19 protein-coding genes are annotated in these 24,703 nt (G+C 56.3%); 12 read left to right on the forward strand and 7 right to left on the reverse strand.

Features of this window, described 5'->3' with window-relative positions:
- The first annotated feature begins 100 nt into the window (after nucleotides 1–100).
- The 5 genes from F561_RS0104980 to F561_RS0105000 all read left to right on the forward strand — a co-directional run bounded on the left by F561_RS0104980 (nucleotide 101) and on the right by F561_RS0105000 (nucleotide 5,075).
- Nucleotides 101–334, forward strand: a complete 234-nt coding sequence (locus tag F561_RS0104980) for a hypothetical protein (protein ID WP_019008850.1) — start codon at nucleotides 101–103, stop codon at nucleotides 332–334.
- A gap of 178 nt (nucleotides 335–512) precedes the next feature.
- Nucleotides 513–1,649, forward strand: a complete 1,137-nt coding sequence (locus tag F561_RS0104985) for a type III polyketide synthase (protein WP_019008851.1) — start codon at nucleotides 513–515, stop codon at nucleotides 1,647–1,649.
- The gene (locus F561_RS0104990) at nucleotides 1,650–2,381 is read left to right on the forward strand and encodes a class I SAM-dependent methyltransferase (protein WP_019008852.1); all 732 of its coding nucleotides are present in this window, start codon (nucleotides 1,650–1,652) and stop codon (nucleotides 2,379–2,381) included.
- Entirely contained in the window at nucleotides 2,374–3,501 is a 1,128-nt protein-coding gene (locus tag F561_RS0104995; protein ID WP_019008853.1) for an FAD-dependent oxidoreductase, read from the forward strand. The genes F561_RS0104990 and F561_RS0104995 overlap by 8 nt, the downstream gene beginning before the upstream one ends.
- A gap of 89 nt (nucleotides 3,502–3,590) precedes the next feature.
- Nucleotides 3,591–5,075, forward strand: a complete 1,485-nt coding sequence (locus F561_RS0105000; protein WP_019008854.1) for a serine hydrolase — start codon at nucleotides 3,591–3,593, stop codon at nucleotides 5,073–5,075.
- Between the two features lie 76 nt (nucleotides 5,076–5,151).
- Here the strand turns inward: F561_RS0105000 and F561_RS0105005 are convergent, their stop codons facing one another.
- Complete coding sequence (locus F561_RS0105005) at nucleotides 5,152–5,412, reverse strand: cold-shock protein (RefSeq protein ID WP_019008855.1); 261 nt, start codon at nucleotides 5,410–5,412, stop codon at nucleotides 5,152–5,154.
- Between the two features lie 862 nt (nucleotides 5,413–6,274).
- On the opposite strand from F561_RS0105005, the gene F561_RS28665 reads away from it, so the two are divergent.
- A complete protein-coding gene (locus F561_RS28665) occupies nucleotides 6,275–7,708 on the forward strand; it encodes a hypothetical protein (RefSeq protein ID WP_157451578.1) in 1,434 nt (477 codons plus the stop codon).
- A 503-nt stretch (nucleotides 7,709–8,211) separates the two neighbouring features.
- Here the strand turns inward: F561_RS28665 and F561_RS29870 are convergent.
- Nucleotides 8,212–8,787 (reverse strand): transposase, encoded by a 576-nt coding sequence (locus F561_RS29870; protein WP_245556430.1) that lies wholly within the window; start codon nucleotides 8,785–8,787, stop codon nucleotides 8,212–8,214.
- Nucleotides 8,727–9,164, reverse strand: coding sequence for an IS110 family transposase (locus F561_RS29875; protein ID WP_019008857.1), 438 nt, complete (start codon nucleotides 9,162–9,164; stop codon nucleotides 8,727–8,729). The genes F561_RS29870 and F561_RS29875 overlap by 61 nt, the downstream gene beginning before the upstream one ends.
- 440 nt (nucleotides 9,165–9,604) lie before the next feature.
- On the opposite strand from F561_RS29875, the gene F561_RS0105020 reads away from it, so the two are divergent.
- Nucleotides 9,605–10,444: a transposase gene (locus tag F561_RS0105020; RefSeq protein ID WP_245556431.1), complete on the forward strand. Its 840-nt coding sequence runs from the start codon at nucleotides 9,605–9,607 to the stop codon at nucleotides 10,442–10,444.
- 444 nt (nucleotides 10,445–10,888) lie between these two features.
- On the opposite strand, the gene F561_RS0105025 is transcribed toward F561_RS0105020, so the two are convergent.
- Nucleotides 10,889–13,216, reverse strand: coding sequence for a DUF11 domain-containing protein (locus tag F561_RS0105025; RefSeq protein WP_019008859.1), 2,328 nt, complete (start codon nucleotides 13,214–13,216; stop codon nucleotides 10,889–10,891).
- A gap of 1,924 nt (nucleotides 13,217–15,140) precedes the next feature.
- Here F561_RS0105025 and F561_RS0105030 point away from each other — a divergent pair.
- The 4 genes from F561_RS0105030 to F561_RS29885 all read left to right on the forward strand — a co-directional run bounded on the left by F561_RS0105030 (nucleotide 15,141) and on the right by F561_RS29885 (nucleotide 18,505).
- Nucleotides 15,141–16,382 (forward strand): glycosyltransferase family 4 protein, encoded by a 1,242-nt coding sequence (locus F561_RS0105030; protein ID WP_026298614.1) that lies wholly within the window; start codon nucleotides 15,141–15,143, stop codon nucleotides 16,380–16,382.
- Nucleotides 16,379–17,260, forward strand: coding sequence for a dTDP-4-dehydrorhamnose reductase family protein (locus F561_RS24805; RefSeq protein WP_019008861.1), 882 nt, complete (start codon nucleotides 16,379–16,381; stop codon nucleotides 17,258–17,260). Before F561_RS0105030 ends, F561_RS24805 begins: the two co-directional genes overlap by 4 nt.
- Nucleotides 17,261–17,555: 295 nt before the next feature.
- On the forward strand, nucleotides 17,556–18,044 hold the full coding sequence (locus F561_RS29880) for a hypothetical protein (RefSeq protein WP_245556432.1): 489 nt from the start codon (nucleotides 17,556–17,558) through the stop codon (nucleotides 18,042–18,044).
- Nucleotides 18,041–18,505, forward strand: a complete 465-nt coding sequence (locus tag F561_RS29885; RefSeq protein ID WP_019008863.1) for a transposase — start codon at nucleotides 18,041–18,043, stop codon at nucleotides 18,503–18,505. The genes F561_RS29880 and F561_RS29885 overlap by 4 nt, the downstream gene beginning before the upstream one ends.
- A 71-nt stretch (nucleotides 18,506–18,576) precedes the next feature.
- On the opposite strand, the gene F561_RS0105050 is transcribed toward F561_RS29885, so the two are convergent.
- The 3 genes from F561_RS0105050 to F561_RS30470 all read right to left on the reverse strand — a co-directional run bounded on the left by F561_RS0105050 (nucleotide 18,577) and on the right by F561_RS30470 (nucleotide 22,906).
- A complete protein-coding gene (locus F561_RS0105050; protein ID WP_019008864.1) occupies nucleotides 18,577–20,325 on the reverse strand; it encodes an FG-GAP repeat domain-containing protein in 1,749 nt (582 codons plus the stop codon).
- A gap of 369 nt (nucleotides 20,326–20,694) precedes the next feature.
- Nucleotides 20,695–22,527, reverse strand: coding sequence for a polysaccharide biosynthesis protein (locus F561_RS24815; RefSeq protein ID WP_040379897.1), 1,833 nt, complete (start codon nucleotides 22,525–22,527; stop codon nucleotides 20,695–20,697).
- A 238-nt stretch (nucleotides 22,528–22,765) separates the two neighbouring features.
- Nucleotides 22,766–22,906 (reverse strand): transposase, encoded by a 141-nt coding sequence (locus F561_RS30470; RefSeq protein ID WP_157451580.1) that lies wholly within the window; start codon nucleotides 22,904–22,906, stop codon nucleotides 22,766–22,768.
- Nucleotides 22,907–23,563: 657 nt separating this feature from the next.
- Between F561_RS30470 and F561_RS30475 the strand changes: the two genes are divergently transcribed.
- Entirely contained in the window at nucleotides 23,564–24,700 is a 1,137-nt protein-coding gene (locus F561_RS30475; RefSeq protein WP_425386913.1) for an O-antigen ligase family protein, read from the forward strand.
- The last annotated feature ends 3 nt before the right edge of the window (nucleotides 24,701–24,703 follow it).

The following is a 24,703-nucleotide window of genomic DNA, read 5'->3' on the forward strand; positions in this document are numbered from 1 at the left end:
GGAGGCGTGAAAGCCCCGTTCATCTCAACTGACAGCACGAATGGCTGAATACTGTGTCACACGTAACAAAGTCATCGGAGAACTCAGGCCATCATGACGGGTGTCCGTCCTACAGGCCAAAAAATGGCTGGTCGCGCTGCGCTGGGCAGATGGCGAGCGGTCGACCGTGGTCTATGAAGGCCCACTGTGGATCGGCAAGGTGACCCAGGCCGTGCACGTGTTGGCGCAGGCCGAGCACCTTCGCCGCCGACAGGCCGAGCCTGAGCTACCTGTTCACCTGGAATACGAGATCCGTTCCTTTACACCCGCGCAGGAATGCAGCGAAAGAGGTTAAGAGAGGTCGGACAGGCCGGAAGTATCGGCGTAATTGCTTACTGAACCGACAGATCGGGATTCATCCCTTCCTTGATTGAAACTTAACGGTTCAGCTTTCTGATGATTTTTGCCGTAAATACCAATACAACCTCAAGAAAGAAGACAGAGCCAGTCAGCTTGCCACTCTAGCCTGCACCATGTCTGTCTTTCTGCATGCCATCGAAACTGCGGTGCCGCCGCATGTCTACCCGCAGTCGGTGATCCGGGAGGTGATGAAAGCCCAGCCGGAACTTGACCGCCTCGGGCAGCGCATTGTCGGCACCATTTTCAATGCCTCGGGCATCGATCAGCGCCACAGCGCCATCGGAGAGTTCAAACGCGGCCCCGACGAAGCGGCGGGCCTCTTCTACGACCCCGCCACGCGCCAGATGCTCAAGCCCACCACCGGCGCACGCAACGAGTTCTATATCGTCGAAGCCAGCCGACTGTTCGTGCAGGCCGCCCGGCAGGTCATGGCCGCCAGCCCCAGCCTTCAGCCGGGTGACATCACGCATGTGGTCACGGTGTCCTGCACCGGCTTTTTTGCCCCCGGTCCCGATTATGCCGTGGTGCGGGCACTCGGTCTGCGGCCCGACGTGCAGCGCTTTCATGTGGGCTTCATGGGCTGCTACGCGGCGTTTCCGGCCCTCAAGATGGCCAAGGCGTTTTGCGAGGCTGACCCTACGGCGGTGGTGCTGGTGGTCAGCGCCGAACTGTGTACCCTACACATGCACGCCTCCAACGACCCCGATACCCTGATCGCCAGTTCCGTGTTTGCCGATGGCGCCGCCGCCGCGCTGGTCAGTGCCCGGCGGCCCAGTCCCGGCACGCCCGTGCTCAGGATGGATCACTTTGAAACTACCCTCACACCGGCGGGCGTGGGTGAGGCGGATATGGCGTGGACGATCGGGGATCAGGGTTACGACATGGTGCTGAGTACCTACGTGCCGTCCATCATTGAGACGCATATTTCGGGTGCCCTGGTGCCGCTGCTGGCGCGTGATCCTGCGCTGGCTGAGGCCGTTCACAGCCAGATCGAACACTGGGCCATTCATCCTGGGGGACGCAGCATTCTGGACAAGGTGCAGGGCGCCCTGAACCTCAGTGCCGAGCAACTGCAGCCCTCGCGGGAAGTGTTGCGGGAATACGGCAACATGAGCAGCGCCACTGTGCTGTTCATTCTGCGGAGCCTGCTGCATAGCGCCCACGACGAGGAGCGGGTGTGCGCGATGGCCTTTGGGCCGGGCCTGACCGTCGAATCGGGCCTGCTCACCAAACTCTCGGGGCTGGACTGAATGACGCTGGCGCTGACTCCTCTGAATTTTGGCCGCCGCGCCACTGAACTGCGGGAACGAATGGATGAGCCGGACTGCGACCTCGCTACGCTGCACCGCACCTATGCCCAATTTTCCACCGTGAATGCACTGGTGTCGGGCTGGCGGCAGGTGTATCTGCGGCACCTGCGGCCCCATCTGGCGCGGCAGCAGGCCACCTCGGTGCAGCCCGCCTCTCTGCTGGATATTGGGTCGGGCGGCGGCGACGTGCCGCGCAAACTGGCGCACTGGGCCGCCCGCGACGGTTTCCGGTTGCAGATCACGGCCATAGATGCCGATGCCCGGGCAGTGGCCTATGCCTCCAGCCTGCCGCCTCAGCAGGGCCTGAGGTTCCGGCAGGCGTTCAGCGGCGACCTCGTGCAGGAAGGCCAGAGCTTCGACTTCATTACCTCCAACCACTTGCTGCATCACCTGACGGCCCCCGAACTGGCGGCCCTGCTGGACGACAGCCAGAAACTGTGCCGCGTGGCCGTGATTCACAGCGATCTGGAGCGCAGCGCCCTTGCCTACGCCGCTTTTGCTGTGGGCATCGGGCCCTGGTTCCGGGGGTCGTTTATCCGCGAAGACGGACTGCTGTCTATTCGCCGCAGCTTTACTGCCCCGGAACTGGCGAGGACCGCGCCGCGAGGGTGGCAGGTGCAGCGGCAGTGGCCCTACCGCACGCTGCTGACCTACCGGGCCGACCATGCTTGACGTGCTGATCGTGGGCGGCGGCCCGGTCGGATTGTTTCTGGGCTGCCTGCTGTCTGCGCGTGGCCTGAGTGTCCAGATTCTGGAACGCCGCGCCGAGGCCGGGGCACACTCGCGGGCCATCGGCATCCACCCCCCCGCGCTGGAGGCGTTTGAGGTGCTGGGCATCGCCTCTCCCCTGCTGGCGGCGGGCGTGCCGATCACCTCCGGCCTCGTGCGTGGCGAGCGCGGAGCCGTGCTGGGCGAACTGGATTTCAGCTCAGTATCGGCCCGCTTTCCGTTTATCCTGTCGCTTCCCCAGCAGCGCACCGAACAGATTCTGGAAGCAGAGCTGGAGCGGTTGGCCCCCGGCACCCTGCGGCGACAGGCAGAGGTGAAGACCGTGCAGGAGGAGGGTTCACACGTCACGGTCAGGTATGAGCAGCACGGGCAGCCGCATACAGCACAGGCCCGCTACGTCGTGGGCGCTGACGGGTGCCGCAGCCTCACGCGTCAGTTGGCCGGGATTCCCTATCCGGGGGCCACCTACGCCGACAAGTACCTGATGGGCGATTTCCCCGATACCACCGTGTTCGGGCAGGCGGCAGTCATCGGACTGCACGCAGGCGGGGTGCTGGAATCCTTTCCGTTGCCGGGGGGCCTTCGGCGCTGGGTGGCCCGCACAGACTCGCTCCTGACCGATGCAGTGGCCGCCGACCTGACCGCCCTCGTGCACAGCCGCGGGGGGTACTACCTTCCCCACCGCGAATGCTCGATGCTCAGCGCCTTCGAGGTGCGCCACCACCTCACCGCCCAGATGGTGAGGGGCCGCCTGATCCTGATCGGAGACGCGGCCCACGAGGTCAGCCCGATTGGGGGGCAGGGCATGAATCTGGGCTGGCTGGACGCAGCGGCACTGGCAGACCTGTTGGGTGGTGGAGCGGGGCAATCGGCGCTGGCTGACTTCGGACGCAGGCGGCGGCGGTCGGCCCTGATTGCCACCCGGCAGGCTGAGGCCAATATGTTTTTCGGACGCCCTGCACGGGGAGCCGCGCAGCAGCGCCGGGAGCGACTGGTGGGCACACTGCTGAGGTCAGGCGCACAACCCCTTCTGGCAAAAGCGTTCACGATGCGGTGGCTGTAGCGCAGCACAAAAGCTGCCAGTAGCATGCGGCACTGCCGACTTCTGGGCAGAGTTCAGCACAAAACTTTTCTCTTCTGGTACGGTCAGACATGCGCCCTTCTCTGCTGATTGCTCTGACTGCTGCCACCTTTGCCGCCGCCCAGGAGAGTCCCCTGAGTCCCTCAGATCAGGCGCTGACCCGTCTACTGCAGGCCGAGCAGCCACAGGCCGACTGGTTCGCCCCCGAATTTCTGGCGCAGGTGCCTTTTGAAACCATTGCCGCACAACTGGCCGGGATTCGGAAGGCGTACGGCGCGTTTGTACGGCTGGACACCACTCAGGGGCAACCGTTGACCGTGTTCGAGCGGGGCACACTCCTGGTTACCACCGCGCCTGTAGATGCGCAGGGCCGCCTGACCAGTTTCGGCGCGGTGCCCGGCCCAGCTTCAGCCGCCGCCCAGCCAACTGCCCCCTCTCAGGCCAGTTCCCTCCTCACCCATATCTTTAAACCGGATCAGGTAGATGCCGCCCTGTTCGCTCCAGACTTTCTGGCTGCGGTGCCTGCCGCGACCTTGCAAGAAACAGTGGACAGTGTGCGTGCCCAGCTGGGAGCCTACGTCCGGGTGGATGTCTCCAAGCCTGTCCCACAGGTCATTTTTGAACGCGGCGCAATCAATGTCACGACCTTTACGCTCAACAATCAGGGAAAGATTTCAGGCCTGGTCATCGCCCCAGTCACGCCCGAAGTCTCGTTCGGATCGTTGACCGAGGCTCAGGCGGCCTTTGCCGGGTTGCCGGGCCGGGTCAACCTGCTGGTGCGGGAGGTGGGTAGCAGTCAGCCGCTCGCCGCCCTGAATCCAGGCCGTCTGCTGGCGGTGGGTTCCACCTTCAAGCTGGCGATTCTAGGCGAGTTGCAGGCCCAGATCAATGCAGGACAGCGGGCCTGGACAGACGAGGTGACGCTGGAGGAAACCGACAAAAGCCTGCCCAGCGGCACACTTCAGAATGAGCCAGCAGGCAACCGCTATACCCTGCGCGATCTGGCCGCCCGCATGATCAGCGTGAGCGACAACACCGCGACCGACCTGCTGTTGCGGACGGTGGGCCGCGCAGGAGTCGAGGCGCGGCTGGGGCAGACTGCCATCCCCAACACCCGCGAACTGTTCGCCCTGAAAAATCCAGCCAATCTGGAGTTGCTACGGGCTTACCGCTCAGCGGGCCTGAACCGGGCAGAGCGGCGCTCCGTCTTGGCCCAGGCCGCCACCGCGCCGCTTCCGAGTGTCAGCGTGTTCGCAGGCGGCCCAGTGGCACAGGATGTGGAATGGTTCGCCAGCACCGAGCGCCTGTGTGACTTGATGGCTGACGTTGCCCCCTTGCCCGAGACACAACTGAATCTAGGTCTGGCCGCACCCAGCGACTTTGAACGCGTGAGCTACAAGGGCGGCAGCGAAGTTGGCGTGCTGAATCTGACCACACAGGTGACGACCAAAATGGGCCGTGTTCTGTGTATTAGCGCCACCTGGAACGATGTCCGCGCCCTGAATGAGGGGCAGTTCTTCGCTCTCTATGGAGCCCTGCTCAAGCTGCTGCGATAGGAGCAGAGTCGGGAAGCAGACCAAAAAGAAGGGAACCCGCAAAGGCTCCCTTCTCTAGATTGAAGATTGGGTTGGATTACCAGCGGTCGTCGCGGCGAGGGCGGTCGCTGAACGCAGGTGCAGGAGCAGCCTTCGTGACAACGATGTTCTTGGCCTGGGGGCCTTTGCCGCGCTGGCCTTCTTCCACTTCAAATTCCACTTCATCGCCTTCGTTCAGCTTCTTGAAGCCGCTGCTCTGGATGGCGCTGAAGTGCGCGAACACGTCGGGGCTGCCGGGTGTTTCGATGAAGCCAAAGCCTTTCTCTGCGTTAAACCATTTCACTTTACCTACGGCCATGTTCTACTCCTCGAATCCCAAAATACGAAAAGGCGTCAGGTAGATTACCTGGAGCGCCCCTTGTTCACTGCGTACTGAGGAAAACTCTTTGAGAATTATACCTCTTTGAGGTGGATATGTACAGTGGTAGCCTGAGAGGCAAAGTTCCCGATGATTTGAACTTGCTGGCGCATGAACCAATACTGGGTGCAGCGATGCGGAACCCTTCACCCGCTGCCCTGACTACATGGCCACTCACGAAGGACCACGGTCTTTCTGACGCAGGTGGGGCTACCCAATCACGCTACCGATGGTAACAACCTCGTCCTCCGTTTCTATATGGCCAAGGAGTTCCGATTCATACAGGTCGGAGACATCCGAGGGCTATGCGTCGGCAAAACTGATGTTGGTGCGACTGTGTGAATTGATTCGCGCACCTGTCATGCCCTGGCGGGGGACGCCACAGGCATCATCATCGTGATCACCTCTCTTGAGGCATTGTTGTGGTGCATGGTGATGTACCACAGGAGATTCGTGCCGTTTCCGCTGAGTGCTGAAGACGGATGATGACGACCTGCCGGGCACGCCAACCGATTGCGGGCACGTCTAAACACGATTGATCCGTTGGCCCTTGGCACGTCAACCTAGAGGAGGACGTCAGCACGTGGGGATACATGTTGGAGGAAGTCGAGTTTGGTGTGGTCTGACTTCACGCTTCGTCGAAGCGATCCTGCCGGAATACGATGTCCATTCTTCTCAATCTAGGTATTCTGCCCGGCTCCCAACAGTTTCAAGAGAAGTCAGGAAGCTCCCCGGCTGTGGAACATCTATTTTCCAAACCTGAGTGGAGTGGTTGCTCATGTAGTGCCCGTAAGGTGAGACTATGGCTTTTCGGAAGTCGACCCAAGCAAAATGGATGATTTTACCACTCTCCATTGCTTTAATTATTGTTTTTCCCCGCTCTATGCCTCGAGAGACAGAACATGCTGCAGATGAGTCAAAGTCATCCAATTTTCGGAATGTTCAGTCATCACCGGCATCAATGGAGTCCGCACTTGAGAGCACACTTGACGGCACCCAGGCCAATCTAGCTCTTGGCGGCATGACTCCCGGGCTCACCACTGATGGACAAGCAAATTTAATTGGTCGAGGAATTTATGCTCCAGTGACTTTTCTGCCTGATGTTCTACCGAGCACAGATTTATTGACCATTTCTCCTCCAGACGATGGAAATGTAAGAGAAATGACTCAAGTTTCTAATCTAGTGCTCGTTGCAAATGGTGGACGACATGCGCTGCATTTAAACCTCACTGGTGAGGGGCGGCGCATGAGCCGCTTTGAGATGACCAGAGTACTCTTACGCAGTTCATCTGCGGCGGCTTTAAAAATAACTAATGAGTTAGATGAGCGAGATGCATTTTTCACAAGTGTATTTACAAATAGCACCATAGACGGTGGAGTCGAGGTGTTTGGCGGTGGAGATTCCATAACATTTGAAGACATTACTTTTACTGGAAAGGGGAGAATTGTCTTTCAACTGAACACAATAGAAAGGAGCGGAGCTGATGCCAGTCAGTTGCTAATCTCTGGTTGCAACTTTACTAATGCAGGTGGCCTCTACATCATGACTGGCACACGGGTTCGAATTGTCAACAACAACATGGAACTTGGGTCTAAAGGACAGGGAGTCGGGAATGCTCTTGTTTACTTGCAAGGAGGAGAAACTGGCGAGGAAATAGAGGGAGCCACCGTTGCTGGAAACTACTTAGCACCCATAACTCCGAGCATAAGTGCTCTCCGGCTCGGAGCTACTAATGGTACACAAATATATAACAATACAATCAGCGCTCCATACAAAACCCCAGGGCTTCGTATCGATGGAAATGCCAAAAATACTATAATAGGACCCAATATCTGGGAAACTACGCCAGGGTTTGAAGTAGATGACCAAGGCATGGGAACCATGGGGATATACAAGACCCTATACTTGGAGCCCTCAAGACAAGTTACGGCTGGGAGACCCCCCGTTCGTTTTATAAAAAAACCGAACGGTCTGCACGGTACAGTGACCCTCAGTGGCAGTCTCAATGGCGGTACTACCCAAAAGGACGCAACCTTAGGTGTCCTCCCCGTGGGATTCAGGCCGTCCGTAACCGACACATTCACTGTCCAAGCGCGCACCGTTGAAGGCCTCTCACAGGTGCAAATCATTATTGAGGCAGATACCGGGCGAATCAGTCTTGCGGAAGAACTTTCTGTTCCTCTACTGGAGCTGAGCTTCAATGGCGTGAGTTTTGAAGCATCCAATGTTATTTGAACTTCGTCGTCCTGACTGTCGTGTTTCGCTACCAGATATCTTGTGTGCCAGCCAAGTCAGGCGCTGACAACCACCCTAGGAAGCTGCTGGAAGTGAAGTTGTCACCTACTGAGTTTGCCCGCTGCCCATTGTGTAGATAAACGACAGTTCACCCTCTGCCCTGCCTGCATTTCAGGACATTTCTTCTATGAAACCTTCGACTACCCCTTCTGCTTTTCTTCCTTCAAAATCGAGGCCTGTAATTTTTCTAGAAAGATTGGTCAGAGTGAGGATACCTGGCTTTGGCGGACCTAAAGAAACGCCTTGAGAATTGACCCAAGGTGAGGCATGTTCGAACGCAAGCAGTACACCGAAGAATTTGAAGCCGTCCGGCTCGTGAATGAGCCTGATCTGACCTGTGTGTAGGTGACCAAGAACTTGAGGGGCAGGACCTCAGCACTGCGTCATTGCTCAGTACCCGAACCTGGTATGTCAAGTCGGCAGAGAAAAGACCCAAAAAGATCCTATGAAGGGGCGGGGATGGGGCCGCCCAGGTGACGGGCCTGCGAGGTTCGGTACAGCTCGCGGGCCAGGTAGGTCTTGAGTGCTCGAAGTGCCGCTCGTTTCGTTTTTCCCTCCTGTTCTTTCTTGGTCACGAATGTTTTGGTGCGTTCACGTTCATCACAGCGCAGGCGCGTCAAGGCCATCAGATGGAGCACCCGATTGAGCTGTCGGTGGCCACCGACACTCACGCACCAACGCGTGTTCTTCCCACTCCCCCGTTCAACTGGGGCAGCGCCGCAATCACTGGCGAAATGATTGACAGTCTCAAACCGCTTGATGTCACCGACTTCGGCGAGCACCGTGCCGGCCAGCAGGACGCCAATCCCCTGCAACGTCAACAGGGTGGGAGCCACCTGAGCGACCAGGGTCGCCATGGCGTGTTCCAGCTCTTTCAATGCTGCTTCGAGAGAAGTCAACACCGCCTGCAGGACGGTGCTCAGCGAGACAGCCGTGGTCTCTGGAAGTACTTCGAGCATCATCTGGTTCGCTTTGCGCTGCTGAGCCAGCTTGTCCCGCGTGCGGGACAATTCCTGCAAACGGGTACGCTGCTCGCTGAGCTGGTCGGGCGGGAGTTGCGGGTTGGCCAGCACAGCACCCGGGCGACGTTCTCGGCATCGACCAGGTCGTTCTTTTTCTTGCCCCGCCGTGCACGGTACTGACTGGTCAGGCTGGGGTGGATGTGATACACCGACTGATCATTGGCAAAGAGCAGGGCCAGCAGGAGAGCCACATACCGGTTGCCTGCACCTTCAATGGCCCAGCAGTGCTCTTCAAAACGAGCAGACCAAGCCCACAACTGATTCAGGCCGTCGGCGTCGTTCTTGACGCTGAGGCTGTCCAGTACCACTCCACGCGAATCGAGAGCAACGGCGGTATGGGTCGTGGGGTGGGGATCAAGTCCAAGAATGATCATGGCGTCCTCCAGAAGATGTTCGGCGTTTCACCCCCACCCGCGCAGGTCTGTTCTGGATCGGGCCCGGAGGCAGCCTGGTCTCAAGCGAAGAGCAGCGGTGTGGTGCCGTTGAGACAGAGAACGCGCAATTCGGGTACAGGCGACAAGCGCAGACATTTTGAGGGCGACGCTCTCTCCTCACCTTATTGTTGACATACAGACATTTTCTGAGGGGTTGAAATCTCTCGTCTGATCCGTCAGAACAAAGCGCGTCTCCTGCCACGCTGACCCAACTGTCTCACTGCTTTTGTGCCCACTTTCCGGAGTACCGCAAGAACCAAGAGGAACTGCTTTCTCTCGTTGTCTTGGCGCTGCTTCAGGCCAAGGACGTCCGGCATGCGGAGCTGGCTGAGCGGTTCTTCAACCATCATCCCCTGTGCCCGGCTGATGTCGCAGTGGTTGTGCTGAAGCTGCTTCCGGAGGCCTGGAAGCGAGAATTCATCCTTGACCGTACCCACTGGAAGCTGGGACAGTCAGACGTGAACGCGCTGATGCTGGCCGTCTTGTGGCGTGGTGTCGCCATTCCACTGCTCTTCGAGCTGCTGCCTCACGGGGGCAGCAGCAGCACCGAAATCCGGCTGACCCTGATGAACGACGTGCTTTGCCTCCTGTCCTGCCAAGAGATTGCGGTGCTCTATGCCGACCGGGAATTCATTGGCCAAGACTGGATCAGTGAGCTGTCTCGTACGGGGATTCCCCTCTATGTCCGCCTCCGACAAGACACGTTCATTGACGGCTCTCCTGCACGAGACTGGCTGCAGTCTCTGCAGCCAGGGATGAAAGGTATCCTCGTGGATCAGGCTGAGGTTTACGGTCAACCGATGAATGTCGTCCTCACCTACACCCGAGATGGGGAGGTGCTGGTCATTGCCAGCACCTCCGGTTCTGCCAGCCGCATCCTGTCCGGGTATCGCCAGAGGTTCCGCATTGAGTGTCTGTTTCGGGCTTTGAAAAGCAAGGGATTCAAGCTGGAAAGCACCCACATGACGCTCCACGTGATCGTGGAGCGCCTGCTCTGTCTGCTGACCCTGGCGTACGTCTGGTGCGTGCTGGTGGGTCTTCTCCAAACGTGCACCGTGAAAGTACATGGTCGGCGAGCCTGGAGCGTGGTGACGCTGGGCCTCCGAACCCTCGTGCGGACATTCGCCCGCATCCACGAGCGTGGGGAGGCGGAAGCACTTCAACTCATTGGGCTTCTGAAATCCAGCCAGACGCTCAATTCAGAAAGTGTCGGGTACTGAGGCGTCATTGCGCTCGCAAGCCAGATGGCAGTAGTCTTTCCTGGTCATGGGAAAGCGGGGCAAACCCCAGAGCAAGTGGAGATTAAACAGCTCCAACGCACATTAGATATTGCCCGTCAGGAACGGTATGTCCTGAGGAGAGCTGGGGCCTTTTTTGCGAAGGAAAGTTGATGCGCTTCCGTTTCATCCAAGTGCCCCCAGAGGAGTTCCAAATGGACGCCTTGGTGCCGCGTGTTGAATGTCACAACGCGTGAAAACTTCCCCTGGTAAGAAAGGTCCACCAGGACGCGCGAACGCCGTGACACTGTGCTCACGGCTGAGACTGAGCAGACTCATATCGTCAAAGAAGTGAGCTACCCCACAGCTGATGTGTCGCCATACACCATAAAGAGGAGCTCCCCTGATCGGGAGCTCCTCTATAGATGTGATACAGGTTGAAAAGGTTTAAGGAATAACAGTCGTAGATTCAGCTTTGAAGTTTTGCAGAGCCACACCCGTGAACTGAGCGTTGTTGGTCCAGTACAGCGTCTGCTGATATTGACGCGCTACCGTTCCTGCGGGTGCAAATACGTGGGTCCTCACGTAGACAACTCCACCAGGCTGGATGACGAAATCATCCCTAAAGTCAACCGATTGACGGCCGACGCCAGCGGCGGCACTCAACGTGAAGTCCGTTCCATTAACAAGCAGACTGGCGGTCGGGCTCTGGAAATCGCTTGTGACTGCACCGGTTTGGGGATCACGAGTCGGGGTCGGATCGTAGTAGAGAGCAGTGCTGTCAAAGCCAAAGACACCAGGCGTGACCTGATTGAAGGGGTCAGTGGTACCGAAATTGTACGTAATTGCGTTGTTGCGCGCTCCCTCATTGGAAGACAGCTCTACAATCAGGGCGCTGGAGAGTACGGTGCCGGTAGTGTCACCCTGACGGATGGGATCAATCTGATCGGTAAGTTGAGTTTGCTCGGAAACGAAGTTAACCACATTGACGCAGTCGATGTCCTGACCCGTGCCAGCGTTGCTGCTGGTGAAACTACCGGTGTCGCAGTACTCGCCGGCACGCGCGCCAGCAGGTACGCTGCTCACCAAGTTCAGAGTGAGGGTTTGGCCAGAAGCAATCGTGAGGCTCGGCGCAGTTGCAAAGTTTCCATCACTGGTCAACATTCCGGTCTGGTTGACGACCCCACCGGTCCGAAGAGTGTAAGTGCCACTACCAAAGTTCACACCAGATGTAGTACCGCCAGCCATCCGGGAGAGCAAGTCACGGGCAACCACTTGGGTGGCTGGACCGGTTCCGCTGTTCGCAATCGTGATGGTGCTGTTAAAGCTGTCCCCAGGCAACAGCGTGTTGGTGGCACGCCCACCTGCGACAGGAGTGTTGAACTTGTCAATCGTCAGCTGTGGTGTTACCACGGTAAAGCAGACGTTTTCAGAGACATTGGTGTTGGGGTTACCGTTGCTGCTCGTGAAATCAGCAATGTCACAGTAGGTGCCCGGGGCACTGCCCGCTGCCGAGAAAGTGAAGCTCTGTGCAGCTCCAGGAGCCAGCGTAAATGGAGCGCTGCTAAAGCCGCGTGTCGGTGCATCTTGAGTGATGGCCACTCCAGCAGGTGAAGCCACAGGTGCACTGACAATGCTATACGTGCTGCCGTTCGGCGTGTTCAAGGCGTCGCGCAACACCACATTGTTGGCTACAGCGTTTCCGCCGTTGGTCACTGTGATGCGGGCAAACACAGGAGTATTTGCTCCAACCGTTTGGTTGTTGGCGATGGGGTTGCCAGCGGCGTCCACCAAGGTTTTGATGATGTTCAACTGAGGAGCAGTTACCGTCAAGCAAGCTTCCGCTTGGAGGCTACCAGCCGTAGGGTTCACGAGACCGAAGTCGCCGTTGACGAAGTTCGTGATGCTTGCGACGTCGCAGTAGACGCCGGTAGCACTGGCCTGGGCAGGCAAGACAAAGCTGCGGCTCTCGCCCGGTTGCAGGTCAAATGCAGCCGTAAAGCCATCCGTCGCGTTGGCGGTGGTGCCTGCAGGAGCAGTCGACGAGTACGTATCTGCATTGCCAGAACGGAGCACATCATTGAGCTGAATGTTGGTCGCAGCGGCCAAGCCAGTGTTGGTGACAGTGATCGTAAAGTTGCGCGATTCATTGAGACCTGCATTGGCATTGTCAATCGTTTTCGTGATGTTGAGCGCAGCACTGGGAGCAAAGGTCTTGTTGAGCACAAACTTGTCGACTTCTGTGCCGTTGATGTATGCAATTGCCACAACTTGCGCATTGGTCGAAACTTCGTCAGGACTCCACAAGGCAGACCACGTAAAGCCGTTGGTATCGGGAGTTCCGATGCCTGTCAGGTTGTAGAACGGCTTGGTGGGCTGGCTTGGAAAACGAGCATTGCTGCCGGTTGAGCTGTTCGTATAGGTCCATGCGCTCTTGGCACGGTCGTTGATGTATTGCGGCCCAAGTCCATCACCACCGGGACCGCCACCATCATCGGCCGCCGAAAACTGGATGGTCGTAGGTCCACGGTCTTGAATATCCCAACGCACGCCTGCACCGATGACAGGATAGACTTGTCCGTTGTCAGCCTTATAGCCGACGTATCCAGCCAAGAGATTTTGGTTCTGGATAGGTGCCACTTCGGTACGCTCACTCGCTGTGGGAAGGCCAGGATCAGCGAAGCTGGTACCACCGACATTAGCGGTATTGATGCCACCCTGCTCATCTTCCAGCCATGCGTAGAAGACAAAGCGGGTGCCGGCATTCTGCAGCATGTCTGGTGTGATGGTAACCCGCACTCCGTCAGGAGTCAGGTAGTAGGCGCCTTGAACAACACTGGGCTTCAGTCCTGGTGTAGTGGGATTTGAAGGAGTAGTGGCAATAGGTGCGGGAGTTGGGGCTACTCCCGTGGTCGGGGTAGTGCCACAGGATGCGAGAAGGAGAAGACCGGTAATGCCAAGCAAGCCTAACTTATGATTCATACTTTCTCCTTGAACACTACTTAGATACAAAGAACGCGAACAGCATTTCAGCGTCCACACATGAACTACTGGGATTCAGTAGCTCTGCGGCCGCACTTAATTGGAGCTCGACTAGTCTAGACACAAAGGCTGGCCATTAGATACTCAGCTATAGTTCATCTCCTCATCTACACTTATCTCGGCCTTCATAATTTGTGGGCGTTGAAGAGGTTTTATTCACATATGAGTCGAAAATATTTAAAAATGGATCATATATCACGCAATCTAAATGTGTCTCTCATATAAATATTCCCCTCTTTCTCATATTTGCCCATCTTAACTGCCATAAGTGTCGAAAAACACACAAGCATGAGAGTGTCCTCTGCCGGCGTAATGCCTCAAAGAATGACTTTCAGAAGCTGGCTCTTCTGAAGCCAGGGACGAGCAAAGCGAAAAATCAAGATGGCCGACGCCAGGGAAACGATTGTCCGGAGGCGTCTTAAACAGCGAACTGGACGTGGCAAAAGCGGCCCGGCAGCACACTGTCGATGACCTCCTGATCCCCAGCTCAGTTCTTGGAGGCGGGCCGTGCCCGCCTCACCGGAGACCGTCCGGATCAGGGGGTAGGGGTCAGTCTGTTGGAGAACGACCGGCTCAAGCACATGGCAGAGGAGAAACTGGAATTGGCTACCGCGCCAAAAGTGCGGTGGCTCGGACAGTGACAGAACTGATGATTCTGCAGCAGACCCAGCTCACGGCGTTTCGCCCAATAAACAGATTTTCTATAATGGCGACGCCAAGACCATGAGACCAGTGCGCAGTTGCGCTGCGCGGTAGCACCGGGATCACCTGACGAACAGGTCCGCCAAACCGCGTTACTGTACCCGGCTTCGGGGCAAAGGTGCTGGCCAAGCGAAAAGGTTGGCCTGCAGAGCATCCACACGGCGCTGCGTGAACTGCACTGCTGTCCCCTGCAGTCTCGGAAAACGAGAAACCTTCAAAGATGGGTGCTTACTCCTAAGACTGCAGGACGCCGGGCGCAGATCAATGCCACGCGCTTTTCCCTCCCAGAGGGCATCTATTGATTGACTCTGAGCTGAACGTTCTTTCGCGCGTGGTCTGAGGCAGCCGGGTGGTGTGTAGCTTGTCGATGCACCTCGCCAGGTTCACGCTTAACGAAGCCGTCACCGTCTTGTAGGCCGAGGGCCGCCCTACACCGATCCTGGTGAACAGTGACGAAAGCAGCGACCGCACTTCAACCGCGAGGTCTTCCCATAGGACCGTGCTCGGTTCACTCCAAGGTGTCCCGGCCAGGTGGGAACTCTGGAAAGACTCTGCGGGACCGCCAGCTATCAATTCGTGTTCCGTCATGACTGGCGGCCCATGGCCGAGGTTCGAATGGCTATGTCACGCCTTGGTCTGCACTTACCTCACTGGCGAAGACTCGCAATGCTGCTTGAAGAATTTCTTGGAGCACCAACTTATCCTTCTGAAGACCCTGTTAGCATGTTCGCAACGGGGTCAATCTGATCCGGCCAACCTCCAACGACATTCGACTCCTCAGCACAAGAGCCCAGTAGAATTCAGGCTGGCGGAAACCCGCGTAACTGGAAGTGCGCGATTCCCAGACAAACTCAACTGGGACCTTGAGCTAAACTTAAAGAGGTGTGCCGAGAAGCGGAGGGGAGATTAGGAGCATGATGGATCCATTCTTGAGCTTCAAACTACGGAACAGCATTTGAATATTCTGATTTTGACGCAGTACTTCTGGCCGGAAACATTTCGCATCAATGATGTTGCTCAGGGATTGCAGGAACGTGGGCACCAGGTAGAGGTGTTGACAGGTTTTCCTAACTATCCGTCAGGCCGCTTTTTTGAGGGATATAGGTCACCTCGGCCTCAGAGTCAACAGTTCGGGCACGTACAGATTCAGCGTGTTCCATTAGCTCCCCGAGGTGATGGCCGAGGGATGCGCCTGATTCTGAACTATCTGTCTTTTGCGCTAAGTGCATCCCTGTTCGGCCCCCGCATGGTCCAAAGGCCGGATGTCATCCTGGTCTTTGAGCCTTCGCCCATTACTATCGGGGTCCCCGCAGCGATCTTGCGACGATATTTTCGTGCTCCAGTGGCGTTCTGGGTGCAGGATTTGTGGCCGGAAAGTCTCGTTGCGACGGGCACACTGAGTTATCCACGGGCCCTGCACCTCGTCAGCCAACTGGTGCGCTGGATCTACGCCCATTGTGACCTCCTGTTGGTGCAGTCACGAGCATTCACCCGGTCTTTAGTTGAACATGGCACGCCGCTCTCACGTATCCGGTACCTACCCAACAGTGCGGAGTCCTTTTACCAACCTGTTGAAGTACCAGCCGACGCACCAGAGCGTCATCTGGTGCCGGATGACGGGATCATGAATGTTATGTTTGCGGGAAACTTGGGTGTCAGCCAAGACCTAGAAACCCTTGTGGCAGCGGCTGATCTACTCCGTGACGCCCCAGTGCGTTGGATTATTCTCGGTGATGGGCGACAACGCGGATGGCTTGAAGACCAGATCCGCCACCGCAACTTGGGCACGCAGTTCCGACTGCTCGGCAGCTATCCAGCGCAAAGCATGCCACGTTTCTTCGCCTTAGCAGACGCCCTCCTAGTCAGCCTCAAAGATGACCCAGCATTTGAAGCAACTATACCTTCAAAGCTACAGTCTTATTTGGCGTGTGGTAGACCCATTATCGCCTCCTTGAATGGAGAAGGGGCCCGCGTGACTCTAGATGCCGGTGCAGGTGTAGCCGTACCAGCAGAGCGGCCTCAGGCTCTGGCAGATGCGGTACGGGAACTTGCTGCCTGCAGTGCCACCGAACGCGCGGCAATGGGAACACGCGGCCGAGCATACTTTCTTATGCATTTCGAGCGTAACCACCTTCTGACGCAGCTGGAAGAAACACTCGAAGAACTTGTCATACATCACGAGGAGAACAAACAATGAAAATCCTAATTCTCGGCGGCGACGGAATGTTCGGTCATCAGTTCTATCAACTTGTACGTGAGCGACACGATGTACGCATTACAGTTCGTCAGGATTTCAGCTCTTACGCAAATTACGGTTTATTCAACCGTGACAATATGTACACAGGCATTGATGTACGTTCAAGTGACCGCTTGGCAGAAGTTATGGCAGACTTCAGACCAGACGCAGTGGTAAACGCAGTCGGGATTGTCAAGCAACGCCACTCTGCTAAAGAGAGTATCCCCAGTCTGGAAATCAATTCTCTTCTTCCTCATCGACTGTCAGAGCTCACCCGCTTGGGCGGCGCGCGTCTCGTGCACCTGAGCACAGATTGCGTCTTCTCTGGCCGCCAAGGCATGTATCAGGAAACGGATTTTCCAGATGCAGATGATCTCTACGGTCGCAGCAAACTGCTGGGTGAAGTGACGGATCCACATACGCTAACGCTCCGCACATCGATAATCGGACCGGAGTTGTCGCGTAAGACCAGCTTACTCGAGTGGGTCCTGGCGCAAAAGGGGCAAACCAAGGGCTTCCGGCAAGCAATTTTTAGTGGCCTGACCACACTGGAGCTCTCCAGAGTGATTGAACAACTTTTGACCCAGCATCCTCAAGCCTCTGGTCTTTATCAAGTCTCCAGTGAACCTATCAATAAATATGACCTGTTAAATTTGATATGCGATGCGTATAAATTGGATCTGGAGGTAGTCCCAGACGATCAGTTTGTCATTGACCGAAGTCTTGATTCACGCCGCTTTCGTGATGACTTCGGGTATAAGCCGCCCAGCTGGTCCGAAATGGTTCAGGAGATGGCTGCCCAACCTCCCGCCACCACGCGCACGCTCACGTCGACCTGATGTTCATGACACCATCCTGGATGAGTCACCGCACTTGTAATGCGGCCATGCACAACTGACGGCGTCATGAACGGACCAAGTTTGTTCAATGCTGTATATGATTTGCCGCTCAGTACCCGACACTTTTTGACGGGTTGAAATCTCTCGTCTGATCCGTCAGAACAGAGCGCGTCTCCTGCCACGCTAACCCATCTGACGCGCTGCTTTCTTGCTCATTTCCCGGAAGACCGCAAAAACTAAGTGGAGCTCCTTTCTCTCGTCGTCTTGGCACTCCTCCAAACCAAGGACGTCCGGCATGCGGAGCGGGCTGAGCGCTTCCCGGGAAGCGCTCAGCCCTTCGGTTATTCGCCGAATGGAGCGGTTCTTCAACCATCATCCCCTGTGCCCGGCTGATGTCGCAGTGGTTGTGCTGAAGCTGCTTCTGGAGGCCCGGAAGCGGGAATTTATCCTTGACCATACCCACTGGAAGCTGGGACAGTTAGATGTGAACGCGTTGGTACTGGCCGTCTTGTGGCGTGGTGTCGCCATTCCACTGCTCTTCGAGCTGCTGCCCCATGGGGGCAGCAGCCGCACCGAGATCCGGCTGACCCTGATAAGTGATGTGTTGTGCCTCCTGTCCTGTCGGGAGATCGCCATGCTCTATGCCGATCGTGAATTCACCCTGAAGACTGGATCACTGAGCTGTCTCGTGCGGGGATTCCCCTCTGTGTCCGCCTCCGACAAGACACGTTCATTGACGGCTCTCCTCCACGAGACTGGCTGCAGGGACTGCAGCCAGGGATGAAAGGTATCCTCGTGGATCAGGCTGAGGTTTACGGTCAACCGATGAATGTCGTCCTGACGTACACCCAGGATGGAGAGGCGCTGGTCATTGCCAGCACCTCCGGTTCTGCCAGCCGCATCCTGTCCGGGTATCGCAAGAGGTTCCGCATTGAGTGTCTGTTCCGGGCTTTGAAAAGCAAGGGATTCAAGCTGGAAAGTACCCACATGACGCTCCACGTGATCGTGGAGCGCCTGCTCTGCCTGCTGACCCTGGCGTACGTCTGGTGCGTGCTGGTGGGTCTTCTCCAAACGTGCACCGTGAAAGTACATGGTCGGCGAGCCTGGAGTGTGGTGACGCTGGGCCTCCGAACCCTCGTGCGGACATTCGCCCGCATCCACGAGCGTGGGGAGGCGGAAGCACTTCAACTCATTGGGCTTCTGAAATCCAGCCAGACGCTCAATTCAGAAAGTGTCGGGTACTGAGTCTATTGAGATTAGGCTTAACTCCATGTGTACGAAATCGCCTCACCCTGTATTGGATCGTATGGCTGAAGCTACCTTTTTAAGAAAGAGACAGCGTAAAGGTCGTTCACCATAGGGTGAGTTTCACTTCGCACGAGAATGATCAAATCCTCTTTCCGGTCAGTATTGAATTGTCCTTTCAGTATGCTGATTACCCGGCTATTGTGTTTTAAATCCGGAAAACCGTACTCAATGCCGTATCGGCCCTGGAAAGAAGGAACGAGCCAGCCAAACTCTCCCTTTCCATTGTTTGGGAAAACGCTGATCCCAGCTGTGTCTGCAATCGAAGTCTTCTCACCAATTTCAGTAACGACATCTGAAAAGTTGTCCTCGTTGGCACGGAGGGCCTGTCCACCGCGGTACATGCCAGACACAAGTGCTTGGCTGGTATGCGTGCGGGAGACGCCGCCGGTTGCCTGGCGGTAGCAGATCGTCACGCTCCTGTCGGCGCCAGCCCCTATGCCAATCAAGTCGAATACACTGTCGCCGTCCATATCTACGACCTGAGTTCCAAGAACGTCTCCTTGGGTTAAGGAAGCGGGGGTACCGTTGGCTGCTGAGAATACGTGGCAACCAGGTTTATTCACCACAATATCCGCCTGTTCATTGTAGGTCACGGGTCTAACAGTCAGGCTCTCAGTAGGAGTCCCACCAATCCCATAGGCGATATCCTGCACGGTGGGGAACATGCCGTTGCTGTTCCTCATCCAGATAAGGCGGCGGTCTGCATCAATGGCGACCAGATCCTGCTGACCGTCACCATCAATGTCTCCCGCTTCGATTTTAGCGATGCGGAAGTTCACCTGCAGTAATTCCCGGCTGGGTCTGGCAATCCTTGTTCCATCACCGAAACAGACACTCAGACGGCTCTGTAAATTTCGGAAGTCGTCAGGTCGACTCGTGATGAGGAGGTCTACGTTCGCATCGCCGTTTAGGTCTTTAGCGACGACCTGCCCTTGAGAGCCTAAAGCCAAGCTGTCCTGACAGGAGCCGCCCGTGGTGAAGTGCCCATTGCCGTCGCTCAAGTACGTGCTGGCAATCAATTGTACAGGAGCGCCTACGCGGCTGGAGTCCGGCACAGTTTTGAGAATAACGAGGTCATCTATACGGTCGCCGTTCATGTCTGTGACCCGAGCGTCGACAAAACTCGCTTCCTGAGAGACTACAGCCGTGGTGGGAGCCGGCAGTTTGAAGTGTGACCGAGGTGTTGTGGCGGAAAAGGTGTAGGTCACACCATTAAACTCAGCAGTCGCAGAGACCGTCGCGTCGCCCTCTGGAGGAGTCGTTAGGCGAATGCGGAAACTCTGTCCGTAATCAATCACTGCAGTGTTGGAAACAACCTGCCTGCCGTCGACGAAAAGTTCCCCGCCTCTGACAGTTACTGTCATTGGCTGACGGTAAGGAGGGTGCGCGACCGCCTCGCTGGTGACGCGGCCGCCAATTGGCACTGGCAAAAACGAGCGAAGTTGCTTCTCCTTTGGAAGAGGTGGGAGTGTGTTCTCGCTTGTGGCTGTCGTGACGGCAAAAACGCCCTGCCGGTCACCCACGGTCAGAGTGCTCTGCACAGTGCTGTCCCAGATTCCGGGTGCTTCTAAAGCGACGCTCACCCGGTCACCTGGAAAGACGAAGGCGTCCGACGCATACACGGGTAGACCATTAATAATCAGCATACCGCCGCTAAAAGTGATGCTTGTCGGTTGGGTGATCCAATCGACGGTAATTTCGTTGGAGTAATACACGTCCTTTGGCACCGCCCCGAGAACCCGGTTCAGGGTCAGCACTGAGGGTGCCGGCGGGATGGGTTCAGGAGAGAGTGGCGGTTGGGGCGTGGGTTCTACAGCAGGCGGAGCGCTGCAGGCTATAAGTGAGAAACCGAGGAGCGATGCTCTGAACAAATTGCTCTTCATACATCTAAACTACTCTCTGTTCGCTGCTGCAGAGTGTAGAGAACAGCCGTCTTCAAAAAATGCACAACAAAGCAGACCGCACGGCGGCCTGTGGGCGATTGTGGGGACGTCGACTCTGATCTGCCGGCAGATCACCATAAGAGAGCTGAACCCTTCGTTCACTGCCCTCAAAACGGGTTGAGTGCAAGAAGAGTTCAGCAACAATGTCCCGCTCTCAGTCGACTGCCGCTTTAAAGCTCAACGTTACCGAATACTCCCGAACTTGTTTTCTGGGATCATCTGAGCCAGATCACTGCGAATAGCGACCGCATCATTTTCTTGGGCATGCGTGTAGAGCAACCGCAATTGTTCCAAAATAGTGCCAGGGTCAACCTTGCCCAATTTGGCACTAAAAATTTCACTGTGGGTGGTCGTGGCCGTTCCCTCTCCATTGGTAAGCAGCTCTTCGTAAAGCTTTTCACCAGGTCGGATACCACTATACACTACGTCGACATTCTGAGCACCACTGAGACGAATAACATCATGTGCTAGGTCAGAGATTTTAACAGGCGCACCCATATTAAGTACATATACTTTGCCATTTTCAGCTAAACCACCCGCTTGCAGTACCAAGCGTGCCGCCTCCGGAATAGTCATGAAGTAGCGAACCATTTCTGGATGCGTCACAGTAATGGGGCCACCTGCTCTAATTTGTGCCATAAAGGTAGGAACAACACTTCCGCGGCTGCCCAACACATTCCCAAAACGTACAGACACGAAACTCTGGGTTTCACGGGTACGTGCCGCTCCTGCTGATACGACCATTTCTGCCACACGCTTGGAAGCACCCATAACACTCGTGGGATTCACAGCTTTATCAGTCGAGATATTGACTAGACGCGTAACACCATACTCTAAACACAGATCTACCACGTTGCGTGTACCGATAACGTTATTCAGTATGGCTTCTGAAGGACTCTGTTCCATCAACGGCACGTGTTTGTGGGCCGCTGCATGAAATACGACTTCTGGACGATATTCCCTGAAGACTGCGCTCAAGCGGGTTTCATCGCGCACATCTCCAATCAACCCGATTTGTTTAATCTCTGGCCAAGTACGGGAGAGTTCTTGTTGAATACTAAAAATACTATTTTCTCCTCGCCCAAAGAGCAAAATAGTTGACGGGGTGAACGCTGCGATTTGCCGCACGATTTCAGACCCAATACTGCCACCTGCACCTGTCACCAAGATGACTCTGCCCCGAAGATAACCTGCAATCTCATCCGTATTCAGTCTAACGGCAGGACGGCGTAACAAATCTTCCAGATTGACGTCCCTGATCTGATTGATGCTGACGGTACCATTCAAAATTTCAAACATGCCAGGAATAATTCGATGTCTTATATGCGCTTGATGCGCCAGATCTACGACACGCCGTACAAAGTCACCTGTGGCTGACGGCACTGCAATCAATACTTCCTGTGCGCCTTCACGTTGCGCAATAGCGACCAAATCCTCAACTTGACCAAAGACTGTGAGGCCCACCACCCGCTGACGCTGCTTACTCGGTTCATCATCCAAGAACCCTATAGGTAAAAGTCCTGCTTCTGGATGACGTTGCATTTCACGGGCAATCAGACTACCTGCATCGCCTGCACCAACTATTAAAACTCGTTGTTGAGGACCAGCCACCTGCCGCCGCACCTGTTCGTTCATCAAACGGGTAGCAAGGCGTATTCCACCCATCATCAGAAAACCTAATACTCCAGCCAGTAAGGGTACGCTCCGTGGAAGTTGCAACCATTCTTGTAGAAAAAACCCTGTTGCAAACATGATCAAAGTAGTAATCACAACCACACGTGCCAGCACAAGCAGATCCAAGGTACCCACACGTTGCCAAACCTGCCGAGGCAAATGGTAATACCAAGCGATCAAGCTCATGACCACCATGCTAATAAGCACATATCCCCATACATTGCTTGGAATTCCGGAAGACAACATGGATGGCTTACGAAAGGCATAAGCCAATACAGCCGCCACCGTCCACAATCCCAAGTCAAAAAGTAATTTTATTAGTAGTGACGGATTCGCCTTCATGGTACAAACTCCTAAAGAACTGAGATTAAGCGGCTCACACCGCAGCCCACCTATGCTGTGCACTCCTAGCGAGGTGCGGAGGACATAGATTAGTGCAGGAATATCAGCTCAATATAACTCTATCTAAGATCGTGTTCTCCAGAGCCAACTGACCGCAGTACCGTTCCAGCTCGGCAATCCGGAGTTCGTCGCTGCGATCCGTCGTGGCACCATCGGTAAAAGCGGCTTCCCCACGCGCCTACACCTCTTTGCGCCACCGATGAATCAAGCTCGGAGCTAGGGAGTGAGTCTGGCTGAGATGGGCGGTGGTGTGTTGGCCGGTGTTGATCTGGCTGACCACCTCAAGTTTGAATTCGCGGCTGTGATTTCGTCCTGGCATCTGATCTCCTTCGCGATGCAATCAGCGTATCCGCTGACAGGGGCGAAGTGTCTTGGCCTGTGGTTCTGTCCGAGGGGGTCACTCCAACAGCTGGTCAAGCTGACGAACGCTTTTATGGAGAAGTCTCACGTACCATGAGTCGGCATGACTACGCCCCTTCATCACCCGCCTACCACCAGAGCAAGCTGGACCTGGCTCGCTTGGTTGACCCTGCTACCTATTGTGCCCCCTCTGGCTATCTTGAGCGTCTTCGGTCTTCGCCAATGGCATAACCTGTCACGCTTGGCTCTGGCTTTAATCGGCTTTTATCTCTCAGCGCAGGTGCTCGCCGCCCTTCTGAGCCCGGAGCCTCTGCTGGCAATAGGCACAGCCTTACTGCGCAGTTCCATGGTGGTGGGATTGTTGGCCTTGGGCGCTTCCCTTGGCCATCCAGTGCACCTCCATGCACTGCGCTGGGGGCTCACTGTTGTCTATCTCACAGCACTTTTAAATGGTTTGGCACTGCAGGGTTGGGACCTGACGCAATTGAGACTGAGTCATCCGTATTACACACCGGTGGCTCTGGGCTTGGCAGGCGCGGTGGGCCTATGGCTGGCACTGGCACGAGAAAAAGGAGAGAGCTGGCGACTGGGTTTAGCTTGGCGGCTTCCTTTGGGCATGCTGGCGCTCATTACAGCTCTACTAAGCGGGAGCCGTGGACCATTGATCACGGCGTTGCTCGGCATACTGGTCCTCGTTGCCTACCAGCAACAGCGCAGCCATAGGCCTCTGAAGCTTGCAGCTCTGATCTTTTTACCAGCAGCGCTATTGGTGTTCTTCGGAGCGCTGCCGCAACGCCTGCAGGGCACTGCTCTACAGCGGCTTGGCACACTAGATCTGACTGGACGTGACCTCGTCTGGAATGACGCTTTCAGTGTGATTCAGGCATTCCCCTGGAGTGGAACGGGTTCATTACTTCTTGGACCTCGCCTTGCCCCACCCGGGGGGAGCTGCACATGGTTTGAAGCGCTAGAGGTGCGGGGCATTGGATGTCCCGCTCTCCTGCAGCAGGTCAACAATACTTGGGTCATCGCCCATAACGGAGCGCTGCAAGCTTTAGGAGAAACGGGGCTCATTGGGACAGCCGGACTCTTCCTGCTCCTAGGTGGCGCAGTGGTGGGCGCCGTGACAACTGCACGCCCTTTGACCGTAACTCTGCTTGTGGGACTCCTATTTGCAGATTTGACGGACAATGTCACGCCAGTTCCTGGGCCATTTTTCTCAGAAATATTCTGGCTTACAGCGGGATGGGCTTTGAGTAATTGGAAACTGTCCTGGCGAGTTGGTTTTCCTGCTGCGGCAGGCTGGGGCGCAGCCATACTCCTGATTACTGCGTTTCCTCTCTGGACCAGTTTCGTGCCGTCAGGCGCGCCACCAGGCGCGCTGCACATCGTGGGACTGATCGCTCCAACACAGTGGCGCAGTGACGAACCGTACGCTGCCGCTGCGCAGTTTCGCGCGCCTCCAGGCCAGTACCGTGCACATCTCCGGGCTTGCCGCATAAGCTGCGTTACGGTGACCAGTAAGCCCTTCACCGTCGTTGCAGGTCAACCATCGGCCTGGCAGTGGTTGATCGGGCCCTTACCCAGTCCTTCTCAGGTCGGCAGGGGTGAAGTGAAAGCGGCCACGGAGCCAAAAGGCCTGTACCGCCTTGAGTTGCGACTCTGGCCGGGGACAAGTAGTCCATGGCACACTCGTTCTCTGGCCAGCCGAACTTGGACAACTGAGGTTCGGGTCAGTGAGGGACAGCCATGACAC

This window comes from Deinococcus aquatilis DSM 23025 (genome assembly GCF_000378445.1).
Classification (GTDB): domain Bacteria; phylum Deinococcota; class Deinococci; order Deinococcales; family Deinococcaceae; genus Deinococcus; species Deinococcus aquatilis.

What these genes read in the sequence shown, in the direction of transcription:
- F561_RS24805 (WP_019008861.1), top strand. Translation starts at nt 16,379, where the DNA reads ATGAAAATCCTAATTCTCGGCGGCGACGGAATGTTCGGTCATCAGTTC.
- F561_RS30475 (WP_425386913.1), top strand. Translation starts at nt 23,564, where the DNA reads ATGCTGGCGCTCATTACAGCTCTACTAAGCGGGAGCCGTGGACCATTG.
- F561_RS0104990 (WP_019008852.1), top strand. Translation starts at nt 1,650, where the DNA reads ATGACGCTGGCGCTGACTCCTCTGAATTTTGGCCGCCGCGCCACTGAA.
- F561_RS0105025 (WP_019008859.1), bottom strand. Translation starts at nt 13,216, where the DNA reads ATGCTGCAGAATGCCGGCACCCGCTTTGTCTTCTACGCATGGCTGGAA.
- F561_RS28665 (WP_157451578.1), top strand. Translation starts at nt 6,275, where the DNA reads ATGGCTTTTCGGAAGTCGACCCAAGCAAAATGGATGATTTTACCACTC.
- F561_RS29875 (WP_019008857.1), bottom strand. Translation starts at nt 9,164, where the DNA reads ATGATCATTCTTGGACTTGATCCCCACCCCACGACCCATACCGCCGTT.
- F561_RS29885 (WP_019008863.1), top strand. Translation starts at nt 18,041, where the DNA reads ATGAAAGGTATCCTCGTGGATCAGGCTGAGGTTTACGGTCAACCGATG.
- F561_RS0104995 (WP_019008853.1), top strand. Translation starts at nt 2,374, where the DNA reads ATGCTTGACGTGCTGATCGTGGGCGGCGGCCCGGTCGGATTGTTTCTG.
- F561_RS0105005 (WP_019008855.1), bottom strand. Translation starts at nt 5,412, where the DNA reads ATGGCCGTAGGTAAAGTGAAATGGTTTAACGCAGAGAAAGGCTTTGGC.
- F561_RS0104985 (WP_019008851.1), top strand. Translation starts at nt 513, where the DNA reads ATGTCTGTCTTTCTGCATGCCATCGAAACTGCGGTGCCGCCGCATGTC.
- F561_RS30470 (WP_157451580.1), bottom strand. Translation starts at nt 22,906, where the DNA reads ATGCCAGGACGAAATCACAGCCGCGAATTCAAACTTGAGGTGGTCAGC.
- F561_RS29880 (WP_245556432.1), top strand. Translation starts at nt 17,556, where the DNA reads ATGCGGAGCGGGCTGAGCGCTTCCCGGGAAGCGCTCAGCCCTTCGGTT.
- F561_RS0105000 (WP_019008854.1), top strand. Translation starts at nt 3,591, where the DNA reads ATGCGCCCTTCTCTGCTGATTGCTCTGACTGCTGCCACCTTTGCCGCC.
- F561_RS24815 (WP_040379897.1), bottom strand. Translation starts at nt 22,527, where the DNA reads ATGAAGGCGAATCCGTCACTACTAATAAAATTACTTTTTGACTTGGGA.